Origin of the sequence: Mucilaginibacter sp. (genome assembly GCF_964263795.1) — a bacterium.
Classification (GTDB): domain Bacteria; phylum Bacteroidota; class Bacteroidia; order Sphingobacteriales; family Sphingobacteriaceae; genus Mucilaginibacter.
The window spans coordinates 1-11,403 of the sequence record NZ_CAXVWK010000105.1 but is presented as its reverse complement, the minus strand read 5'-3'; the positions used below and the strand labels follow the sequence as shown (position 1 = coordinate 11,403).

At 41.4% G+C, this 11,403-nt stretch carries 9 protein-coding genes; 3 read left to right on the top strand and 6 right to left on the bottom strand.

The window, feature by feature from the left end; genetic code table 11:
* Positions 1-1,219 (bottom strand): GumC family protein (locus ACE5CV_RS17085; protein WP_374951407.1); only part of this gene is annotated, 1,219 nt, incomplete at its 3' end.
* A 15-nt stretch (positions 1,220-1,234) separates the two neighbouring features.
* Complete coding sequence (locus tag ACE5CV_RS17080; protein ID WP_374951406.1) at positions 1,235-2,020, bottom strand: polysaccharide biosynthesis/export family protein; 786 nt, start codon at positions 2,018-2,020, stop codon at positions 1,235-1,237.
* 251 nt (positions 2,021-2,271) lie between these two features.
* Between ACE5CV_RS17080 and ACE5CV_RS17075 the strand changes: the two genes are divergently transcribed.
* Positions 2,272-3,540 carry an acyltransferase family protein gene (locus ACE5CV_RS17075; protein WP_374951405.1) on the top strand — a complete coding sequence of 423 codons (1,269 nt, stop codon included), beginning with the start codon at positions 2,272-2,274 and terminating at the stop codon, positions 3,538-3,540.
* 198 nt (positions 3,541-3,738) lie between these two features.
* On the opposite strand, the gene ACE5CV_RS17070 is transcribed toward ACE5CV_RS17075, so the two are convergent.
* Positions 3,739-5,229, bottom strand: coding sequence for a RagB/SusD family nutrient uptake outer membrane protein (locus tag ACE5CV_RS17070; protein WP_374951404.1), 1,491 nt, complete (start codon positions 5,227-5,229; stop codon positions 3,739-3,741).
* Between the two features lie 19 nt (positions 5,230-5,248).
* Positions 5,249-8,443, bottom strand: a complete 3,195-nt coding sequence (locus ACE5CV_RS17065; protein WP_374951403.1) for a SusC/RagA family TonB-linked outer membrane protein — start codon at positions 8,441-8,443, stop codon at positions 5,249-5,251.
* A gap of 493 nt (positions 8,444-8,936) precedes the next feature.
* Between ACE5CV_RS17065 and ACE5CV_RS17060 the strand changes: the two genes are divergently transcribed.
* Positions 8,937-9,392: a GNAT family N-acetyltransferase gene (locus ACE5CV_RS17060; RefSeq protein ID WP_374951402.1), complete on the top strand. Its 456-nt coding sequence runs from the start codon at positions 8,937-8,939 to the stop codon at positions 9,390-9,392.
* 10 nt (positions 9,393-9,402) lie between these two features.
* Here the strand turns inward: ACE5CV_RS17060 and ACE5CV_RS17055 are convergent, their stop codons facing one another.
* Together ACE5CV_RS17055 and ACE5CV_RS17050 are read right to left on the bottom strand one after the other, a co-directional pair.
* On the bottom strand, positions 9,403-9,576 hold the full coding sequence (locus ACE5CV_RS17055; protein ID WP_374951401.1) for a hypothetical protein: 174 nt from the start codon (positions 9,574-9,576) through the stop codon (positions 9,403-9,405).
* An 88-nt stretch (positions 9,577-9,664) separates the two neighbouring features.
* The gene (locus tag ACE5CV_RS17050; protein ID WP_374951400.1) at positions 9,665-10,333 is read right to left on the bottom strand and encodes a peptidylprolyl isomerase; all 669 of its coding nucleotides are present in this window, start codon (positions 10,331-10,333) and stop codon (positions 9,665-9,667) included.
* A 202-nt stretch (positions 10,334-10,535) separates the two neighbouring features.
* Between ACE5CV_RS17050 and ACE5CV_RS17045 the strand changes: the two genes are divergently transcribed.
* Entirely contained in the window at positions 10,536-11,360 is an 825-nt protein-coding gene (locus ACE5CV_RS17045; RefSeq protein ID WP_374951399.1) for an FAD/NAD(P)-binding protein, read from the top strand.
* Positions 11,361-11,403 lie beyond the last annotated feature (43 nt).

Here is an 11,403-nt window from a genome sequence, read left to right as displayed (position 1 = left end):
AAGCGCGCAAGTTCTCCAGGATACTTGGCTTTATCTGGGCAATACGCTCTTTAATGGCATTAACTACCGGCGAATTTTCACCGGAGGTTTTGCTTACCGTTACCAGTTCCAGCTCGGCCCCGTATAACCTGTCCAGCAGTTGAGATAGCAACTGATCATTAAGCCCCAAAGTAGACGGCACCAATGCCGATCCGGACCCTTTTTTTACAATATATTTTTCTACCTGCGCTAAAACGTCCAGCTGAATCTGGATCTGCGCCAGCTTTTCGGTATTTTGCTGGGCACTGCTCATATAATTGAGGCCCTCTGCCGACAGGTTGGTGATCCTTTCGTCTTTACGAAGGTTTTCCAATTTCCCTTCTACGGAAGATAATTCTCTTGTAACCGATACCAAACGCTCATTAATAAAATTAAGCGTATTGGATGCTGTTACGTTTTTGTAGTTAATGCCGGCCTCGTTATATACTCGTACCAGGTTGTTTAGGATATCCTCGGCACGTTGGGGCACCTGGTCGGCAAGGTTAAGCAAGATCAATGAAGAGTTACGTGCAGCAGATTGTACCTTTAATGCGCCCAGCAGCATTTTAGCGGATGGCTTTACATTGCGGATATAAACATAATATTCGCCCTGAAACTTCATTACCGACGCCTCACGGTTCAGCTTGATGATATAGTCGCCGTAAGGGGTATGTACCGGTGTGTTAAGCGGATATTTTTTACCGCCCAGCACCATTGCTTTTTGCGAGATCAAATAATTGAAAGAAACTGGTACATTACCAACCTCGGGCACATTGTCTGGATCGAGGGCTATAAACGTTACCGGTGCAGGATATAACAAGATATCCCTAAATGTCCCTTTGTTATAAAACTGGGCGTAAAGGTTCATATCCTTTACCACCTGCTGCATTAAAATACGCGATTTTAACACTTCGATCTCATTCTCGACAGTTTTGGCAGAATTGGAAACGCCTAATGCCTGCAAAACACTCGCATCGGTTCCGCCGCCATTTTGATCTTTCAGCAAAATGGTTGAGCTGGCTTCGTAAATAGGCGTTTGATAATGGATGTAAAAGTAGCACACTATTAGTGAGGTCACTATCGTGAGTACAAATATGGGCCAAAATGGCAAGTATCTAAAAGCTATAGCACTAAGCGCGTTCTGGGTTGTCGATCCTTCGAAAGCGTTAGTAGTAGTAGTATTCTGATTGGAGTTTTTCATTAAAAAGATAAAGTATTATCTGATAAACTGGGCGTACACAACAATAATTAAGCTTAACGCGCTAAAAATTATTGGAAATAGTTGAGAGAACCGGTCTCCCAGTGCTGCACGGGCGCTATTAGGCTCAACATATATAATATCCTGATTTTGCAGATTATAAATTTCCGGATTAAACATTTGATCTTTATTTAGGCTGAACCGTTTATAAGTTCTTTTGCCCTCTACCTCTCTTATCAGTAACACGTTGTCGCGTTTGCCATAAGTAGTCAAATCACCAGAAAGGCCCAATGCTTCCGGCAGCGTCATACGTTCGTTAGGTGCAGTGAATACACCCGGGCGTGTCACTTCTCCTAATACAGTTATTTTGAAATTCACTATACGGATGTTCACTATCGGGTCTATCGCTACTTTCTTGGCCAATATAGCCTTAACTATATCTGCAGAAAGCTGACTTTTGGTAAGGTTTGCGGCCTGAAAGATACCTAATAAAGGAATTTTGATCTGACCTTTATCATCTACAAGGTAACCGCTTACCCCCCCGTTAGCCGGCGACTCACTAAGTGCAAATTGCGAGTTAAGCATAGTTGTTACGGTAGCATCAGGTGTAGAAATATTAATGGTCAAAATATCGTTTTTTGCAATTAAAGTTTCCAGCCTGTTTACCGGTATAGCTGTGGTAGTATCGTTTTTTACGTTACTGAAGTAGATCAGTCGTTTTGAAGAACTGCACGAGCCCAAAAATAACAGCGAAATTATAGCGAATAGACTTAATAAGAAGAGTGGGGTAGTATGTTTTCTCATAAATTATAAATACGCAAGCAACCTGATTTTGGAGCGCAATTAGCCAATTGCAAACTTAAAAAATTAGTTTAATTAATTAGGCTGAATACAATATTTTACTGACTGCATGTTCACGTATTAAAACGCTGATGATTGTTGAATACTATAAAATTAATACAAATGCACTACTTTAGTGACCCTTGCTTTAATTTAAGTAAATAAATGCAATTAAAACGGTCTAACCGTATCAATCGAAGCGAAATGGTGAGTTCATGAGTAAACATTTAAATATAAACTTAGAAGCCTTACGCGGGTACGCTGCGTTATTTGTTGTTTTTGGGCATTTAGGTGCGCTTGGATTAACGTTTAACCCAAGTTATAAGCCAACAGCAGTAATTGTATTAGCGCCATCATCGCATCTATTTTTACTAGTTTTTTTCGTACTATCCGGATACGTGATCGCTGCCAGTAATAGTGAAATGTACACCTTACGGCAAATTTCAACTTATTTATATAAACGCTTTATTAGGATATATCCAATTTACGTTATTGCTTTGATAATCACGCTGCTTATTAGTAGCACACATTATACCGGGGACCGGATATTTTGGAATTTTGCCCTGCTTCAGTGCCTTGTTGTGCCTCAATTTTTAGAAAACGGACCTGCCTGGTCGCTTCATTTCGAAGTGCTTTTTTATCTTTTATTTATTCCGGTTGCCTATTTCAGGTTCAATTTTCTTGCTGTATTTTTCTTATCTATCCTAATAGCTCTGGCCAATTTTGCTTTCTATCCTAACCTGCACACACCGATAATCTCGTCGTACATGTTTGGATTTTCTTTTTGGATAGGCGGCGCCTGCTTAGCCAGATACGCAATGAAACGACAAAATGCCTTGTCTTATAATATACTGTTAAGCACAATATTTTTTATGCTGGCCGTAGATCAAATGGTGTTAAGATCCGGCTTGCCGGAAGTAGTCAATTACTGGACAAACCACTTATTTAACCGAAATTTACTGTACCCTGCAGGTGTTGACGCTTCAAAGATAAGTATGAGTTATAAGGACCTGGCTTTTATACCCTACTGCGTTTATGCAGTGCTCATTTTCTCGGGCAAAAAGTTTAAATATGAAAAGTTTTACTTTGCATTATTAACAATCGCTCCAATTTACTCGCTGATATTATTGGTTATAGAAAAACACCCGCCTCATGTACAATCGTTTGTGGTACCTGTAGTCTTTTTTATATTAAGTCTTCTACTGAGAATTACTCACTTAACTTCTATTCATAGATTAGGTGCCGTAGTTATCAACTTTGGGAGTTGGCTGGGAAGTATTTCTTACGGGATCTACATTATACATGCACCGCTGATCTTTTTGTTTGGCAAAGTTCATTTTGGCGAAAACCAGGTTACATCTTATATCATCAAGGTTATTTTATTATTGGCTGTAACGATATCATTAGCCTATTTACTGGAAAGAATATTTCAACCGTTCATCAAAAGAATTTTGCTGTCAAAAAAGCCTGTACAAACCGCTTAAAGAATCCTTATTCCTTAGTTTTTATTAGTCTTTTAAATTAGTTTTCAATTAGGTACAACAGCATATACAGACCCCTATCCCAGCTCCTGAAAAGGTAAAACGCATTACCCGTTTTATCTATCTCTCCAAAATAAGCAATAAATAAAAAGCCCGAGACGCATTGCGCATCCCGGGCCCATTATTAACTATTACTATTTCTCACGGATTAGGTGTGGCTAATTTGTTGTACAGTAATTCGCCGCTTGGAATTGGCCAAATATAATTGGAAGACGTTGGTGCAACTGCAGGCGCACCACCAGCTTTAGCAGGAATGGTCAAGCCCAAACGTACCAGATCGGTGTTTCTGAAACCTTCACCCAATAATTCAATATTGCGCTCCTGTAAAATAGCATTAACTAATGCCTGGCCGTTTGCAAAGCCGGCCGCTGTAAATACTGTACTTGCGTCTGACCGGCCACGGATAGCATTTAATAAAGCGATTGCTTGCGCATCTACTCCGTTAACGCGGGCACGGGCTTCTGCAAGGTTTAACAACACTTCGGCATAACGGATAATTGGTGCCCAGTCTGTGTAAGGTGACGGCTGTGCATATTTAAGCAGAAATCTGAAACCTAAACGGGCTTTATCGGTTGATGCTTTTATTAAAGAACGCCTTTTGTCTACAGTTTTCCAGTTAGGATCGGCTACTACACCTTCCGGGTTCAGATAATATTCAGCGTTCGCCTCTACTCCGTTATTGAAAAAATAGAACCCTAACTGATTTTGTGTACCCGGTATCTCTGTCGTTGAGAACGGCAAGGAGAAAATTGACTCAGTCGTAGTGTAAGGCGCTTTAAACACATTAGTAACATCAGGTTGTAAAGCGTTAGCAACGCCACCGGCCGGTGCACTACCTGCAGCCGCAGTAAATGTAGTAGTACCTACAATCTTGTTAGCTTCGGTAATTACATTGCTATACTGCTGCATGGCAAGATAAACCCTTGTTTTTAAAGCGATAGCAGTATTGCGGTGTGCCCGTGTAGTATTAGTGGCTGCATCATTACCATAAGTAAGTGGCAAAGCAGTTTCAGCATCGTTCAAATCTTTTATGATCTGTGCATAAACTTCGGCAACTGTTGAGCGGGCAAGGTCATAATTATCTGCTACCGAGTTACCTTTTAAGCGAAGAGGTACACCAGGTTTGCTGCCATTACCATCAAAATATGGGCGTGCATACATCTGCAGCAGGTCATAGTATGCTAATGCCCTGATGAATTTAGCTTCGCCAACATAATTGGCAGACACTGCAGGTGTTACCACACCGGTACTTTTACCTAAACCATCGATCAACAGGTTACAGTTATTGATTGTAAAATATGCCTGGTTCCACAAAGTTTGTACCTCTGTAGTTGTCGATGTAACACTCTGGTTCCAAGTAGCGGTATTGGTTACACCGTTATTACTTAAATTGATCCAGTTCTCGGCTTTAATTTCCTGGTAAACCTGGTAACGGCCACCCATAAACGTACCCGCACGTAAGTTGGCGTATAAGCCCAACACCTGCGATTGGATGCGTGCCGCTGTAGAGAATTGCAGTAACCTGTCATCATTGGTTACAGATGTTTGAGAAACTGGCGAAAGCTTAGATTTTTGGCAAGAATAATTTAACATTACTCCCATTCCCAATATCAGTATATATTTCTTTTTCATTTTATGTTGAAATTATTGTTTAAAACTTAACAGATAAACCTGCTGTAAGTGTACGTTGGTTACCTGCTGTGTTACGGTCAACACCCTGGCTCACGTTGCTTGTACCGTTTGATGATACTTCAGGATCCGGACCAGGATATTTAGTGATGATAAACAGGTTATAACCGCTTACATACACGCGCACATTGTTAATGCCTATTGAATTTGTAAATGATTTAGGCAATGAGTAACCTAAGTTTGCAGATTTAAGCTTGATAAAGTTTGAGCTGTAAACGTGAATATCCAGCGGCATAGAAGAACCGTTTGATATGTTGTCATTGTATTTAACCCTCGGGATGTTGGTGATCTGGCCGGGTGTTGTCCAGCGGTTTAATACATCAACAGTGTTGTTCCAGAAACGTTGATCTAACAAACCAGATCCGGTACCATAATACAAATTACCGCCAAACTGATAAGTCAATAAGAAATTCAGATCAAAGTTTTTGTAGCGGAATGTATTGCTTAAACCACCAAAGCCTTTTGGCTGTGTTTGTTTGTAGTTCACAGCGTCTGCAGCTTGTGTTATTGCAGGTGCTACGCTACCGTCGGCATAAGTCCAGCGGTTTGCGCCGTAAAAGTCAAAGTAAACATCACGGCCTGTACCATCAACAAATATACGGCGACCGGTTGCAGGGTCTACACCATGAGTACGTACAATGTAAAGGTTAGCTAATGGTTTACCTATTTCTGTAATGTTAGTAGTTTCAAGATCTGATGTAGCAGTGATCAGCCTTGGCGTACCGGGTGCTAAAGCAGTAACCTTGTTGGTATTAAAGCTGATGTTGAATGATGGTGTCCAGGTGAAATCCTTGGTCCTTACCGCATCTGCATTAATAGTTACTTCTAAACCTTTGTTGTACATCGAACCAACGTTGATTGACGGGTTAGATGGTAAACCTGCTGATGGCGCCTGAGGCACACCGAAGATCAAACCGGTGATGTCGTTTTTGTAATAAGCAACCTCTGCAGTGATCTTATCGTTAAACAAACCAAAGTTAACACCTAAGTCAAGCTTTTTACTGGTTTCCCAGGCTAACTGCGCATTACCTGTTTGAGACGGTGCTAATGTTGGGTTAGTGTTATATACGCCTGATGAGTAGAAGCTGGTTGCCTGGAAATCGCCAAGACCCGCGTTGTTACCTACTTTACCATAGCTACCTCTTAGCTGGAAGCTGCTGAAAATCTTGTCTGCTTTGATAGCGCTCCAGAAACCTTCACGTGCGATATCCCATTTTAAACCACCACCCGGAAAGTAACCGGCTTTTTTAGCAGGGCCAAATGCCGAATATTCGTCACGACGTATAGTGGCTGATAAGAAGTACTTTTTATCAAAGTCATAATCTAACCGGCCGAAGAATGATACCAGGTAGTTTTCTGTAAGCAGCATGTTGGTAGCAGCGTTTGTAGTAAATCCGGCCTGTATAACATTGAATGCAGGATCAGAAATTACGGTACGCGCTAAACCAAACTGCTCAGATGTACGGCGGGTTTGCTCATTACCTAACAAAACATTCAGATTGTGTTTAGCACCAAATGTTTTGGCAAACTGCGCGGTGTTAGTCCAGGTGTAATTTTTGTATTTACCGTATATGGCAGTTGCACCGCCGGTAGGGTTACCGTTACCCTGAACAGGGCTGTTAAAGATGTCGTTATCAGAAAAGATATAATCAATACCGTAAACTGTTTTTAATGTTACCCATGATGCCGGTTTAACCTGGAAATACACGTTTGAAGAAATGTGCTGCAACTCGTTATTTGACCGGTTAAGATCAAGGATAGGCAAAATGTTAGGGTAAGTTACACCAATGTTGGTGTTACCTTGTGTGCCGATTGCACTACCATTAAGGTTATAACTGCCATCATTGTTGTAAGGTGAAATGTTTGGTGGCAATACCAATACGATACGGCCTAAACCTTCTGTACCATATGCGGTACCAGACACCGACCCGGTGCTTGCAGATGCATAGTTACGCTCATTAGAGTAGTTGATTTTACCACCCAAAGTAATATACTTGCTTGCGGCGTGATCTATGTTTGCTAAAATACTCCTGCGGCCAAATTCGTTCCCTTTCAGGATACCTTTTTGCTTACTGTAGTTGGCAGATAAGTAATAGCTGGTAGTTTCATTGGCACCGCTCATGCTTACCGTGTTGTTGGTAGTAACACCGGTACGGTAAACATAGTCATACCATTTAGTGTTGATGGCGTTTCCGTTAGCATCATTTGTTAAAGCGTAAAACCTTGTTGGTATAGCCGGTATAGCCGGTGTAGTAGCGGTAGCTGGAACAGCTGGAATTGCCGGCCCCGTATTGTACAGATTAGGAGTAGAATTTCTTAAAGCTTCATTTTTAATCTCAGTGTATTGGAAAGCATCTAAAATTTTAGGCAATCTGGTTGCTTTGGCTTCACCAACCCAGCTATCTAATGTTACAACCGTTTTGCCCTTTTTACCTTTTTTGGTAGTTACGATAATTACACCGTTAGCAGCACGGCTACCATAAATTGCGGTCGCAGCAGCGTCTTTCAGGATCTCAACGCTTTCTATATCCTCTGCGTTAATGTTACCCAGCGCGTTACCGGTAGAGTTTGTTAAACTTACGTCGCCGGATATGCTGATGATACCATCAACAACAATCAGCGGTTGTGAACTTAAGTTAATAGAGTTTGTACCACGGATACGAAATACCGGAGGCGCATTCACTACCCCGCTCGGGATAGTTACCTGCACACCAGCAGCACGGCCACCTAATGCCTGCTGAAAGTTTTGTACAGGCTGCTCGGCAATGGCACCACCTTTTACAGATGATACGCTACCCACGTTATCCCTTTTAGTAGTTGGGCCACCATAACCGGTTACCACTACTTCGTTTAATGCGCTGGCCGAACCGGCAAGCGATACGTTGGTTCTACCCTCGCCCGGTGTAACAATAATGGTTTTAAAACCAATAAAGCTAAATACAAGCGATTGGCCCGAGCCAACTTTGATTGAGTAAGATCCGTCCGGACCAGTTTGGGTACCAACCCGGGTACCCTGAACTACTACCGATACTCCCGGCAGCGTTTTTCCGTCATCCTTCCCTGTAACAGTTCCTGTTACTGTCCTGGTTTGCGCATAGGCTTGTGTAGAGCCTATAAACAGCAACACCAATACAAAATTTAGTAATTTTTGTTTCATGCGTTAAAAGTTAAAAGTTAATCGAGTTCAAAGTATCACAATATTATTACAATTCAAAAAATATTATGAAAAAAAAGCAAAATAGTTAACAAATCTTTAATCAATCGCCACTTTAATAGATCTTTTATCAATAAACCTTAACTGTAACTATGCAAATTGCAACAATCACGCATTGATATATTAATAATAAACTAAGAAAACAGTTATAAATATTCAAAAACGAAATTTCCAACGAAATAAACGCTTCAAAAATTCGTTTTAAACGATTTTTTTACAGAAATCAACGGCAGAGCTGTTGATTTGATAAACCAGAAAACTATTTAGATTAAATCCGGTGAGGGCTTTCCGAATGCAGGAGTAAATTAGAAAATTTTTTTTATCAATAAAAGAGAATTTAAAAAATAATTTAGCATTCTGTTAATCGAATCGACACATCGGGCTTACATGATTATTACTATAGCAACGATAAGCCACATTTTTATATATTTAAATTATGGCTACTACATTGAAACCAATTCTCAAATCTTTCAACGACCTTACGGTTACTGAACTTTATATGATCCTCCGTCTCCGGAACGAAGTATTTATAGTTGAACAGAATTGCGTTTATCAGGATGTTGACAATAAAGATCTTAAATGCCACCATCTTATGCTGATGCAGGGCGATCAGCTGATGGCATATGCAAGGCTGGTACCGGTGGGTATTTCTTTTACAGAAGTGTCTATTGGTAGGGTTATCACCAGTCCGCTTGCGCGCGGCACAGGTGCCGGCAAGGAATTGATGCAAACGGCTATAAAAGCGTGCGAAATAATTTTTGGTGAAGGCCCAATTAAAATTGGCGCCCAGGCGTACCTGGTAAAATTCTACTCATCGCTGGGATTTGTACAGGTTAGCGATGAGTATGATGAGGATGGCATCCCTCACATAGACATGATCAGGCAGCCATAACTTATAAGTATTACCTGCAAACAGCCACTTTTGCTTTAGGAGGAGCAGTTGCCGCGCTCGACTTTTGGTCGCACTTGCCCAACAATACATATATTACTACAAAAATAACGATAGTAGAAAAGCATCCACCACCCAATTTTTTAGCGCCCCAAGCGGCTATTATCCCTTTGAAAAAACCATTCATAGTGTGAGTTTATATACCGCTAACATTAAAGCGGGTGATATGGTTTTACACACCGTTATAAATAATAATATAATTTAATGGTTGAATGTTATTGTTTAAGGAGAGCGGTTGCCTCTTTGGATTTCAATAAAGTAAGCTTCATCCTTACGGGCGCATCAGGGTTACCGTTCTTGTCTACGTTAAGCGCGGTGATTTTGTCAACCAGTTCTATCCCTTTCACTATTTCCCCAAAAACGGTGTAGTGCTGGTCCAGGGATGGCGTACCGCCTGTTTCCTGGTAAACCTGCCGTTGCAACCCGGTAAATTGCACTTTGCTTTTTTTGCTGATAGTATCCAATTGAGCAGCTGTTCGTTTTTTACCGTCGACAATGTAAAACTGGGTAGTAAAGGATGACTGGGCGGGGTTATCATCGCGCCCCATAGCAACCGCACCACGCTTATGGAACAGGTTGGCGTTTAACTCCGACGCCATCCATTTCTGTTCGGGCTTAAGCACGTGCGGTTTTTCATATAACGAATCGGGGTCGCCGCCTTGTATCACAAAATTCTTGATGATGCGGTTAAAGGTAGTTTTATTAAAATAGCCGCTTTTTACCAATCTGATAAAATTATACCGGTGAACAGGCGTTTCGTTATACAATTTTATGATGCACCATCCCTGCGGGGTTTCCAACTTGATATACTGGTTGCCGGTTTGTGCTAAACCGGAATGGGACAGCACCGCCATCATCAGTAAAATAAACCATACCTGTTTCATCCAACTTGTTGCTTTAACTTTTAATACTGCACTAACCTAATTAATAGCGATAAGATATCCATTCAGTACTTGTCTTGCCGCACCAACACCTTTATATTAACTGCTAACATACTTTATAATTAAATTATATTACTATGAATTGAATAGAAAACAATTTGGCAGGCTGTTTCTTTACATACATTATCAATATAACCGATTATCCTTGAAAGATATTAAAAGTGTAGCCATACTTGGCGGCGGCCCCAGTAGTTTGTTTATGTTTAAGCGCCTGGTAGAGGCTGGTGTTCCCGATATTACCATCGATATTTTTGAAAGAAAGCACCAGCTCGGGGCAGGCATGCCGTACAGCACCGAAGGCGCTAATGATGAGCATATCACCAATGTATCGGGCAATGAGATCCCTGAACTGGTTACCTCGGTTTCTGACTGGATAGCGACAGTGCATAAAGATACGCTGGACAAATTTCACATTGACCCTAAAAAATTTAACGATTATAAAGTGTTGCCGCGACTGTTGTTTGGGCAATACCTTTCTGCGCAGTTTAATATGCTGCAGCAGCAGGCAAAAGAAAAAGGCCTGGAGGTTAATGTACATTACAACAGCACCGTTACTGACATAAGCGACTATCCCGACCATGATTTGGTGCAGGTGCAGGTTAATAACGAGAATAAGTTTGATTTTGACCAGGTAATTATTTGTACCGGCCATAACTGGCCTGTTAAATACGAGGGCAAGGTACCCGGCTGGTTCGATTCGCCGTATCCGCCTGCTAAGCTTAGGTTAAAGGTTAATCACCCGGTTGCGGTTAAAGGTTCGTCGCTTACCGCTGTAGATGCTATCCGTACGCTGGCAAGGAATAACGGCGCTTTCGGTAAGGACGCCAACGGAAAAGTCACCTACCAGATTCATCCCGATAGTGACAGGTTTAAGATCATTATGCATTCGCGCAATGGCCTTTTACCCGCGGTATGGTTTCACCTCGACTTTTCTCACGTGCAAAACGCCGCCTTACTGTGCGAAGAATAGATTGGTGAACACATAAAATAAAACGACGGCTTCCTGTCGCTCG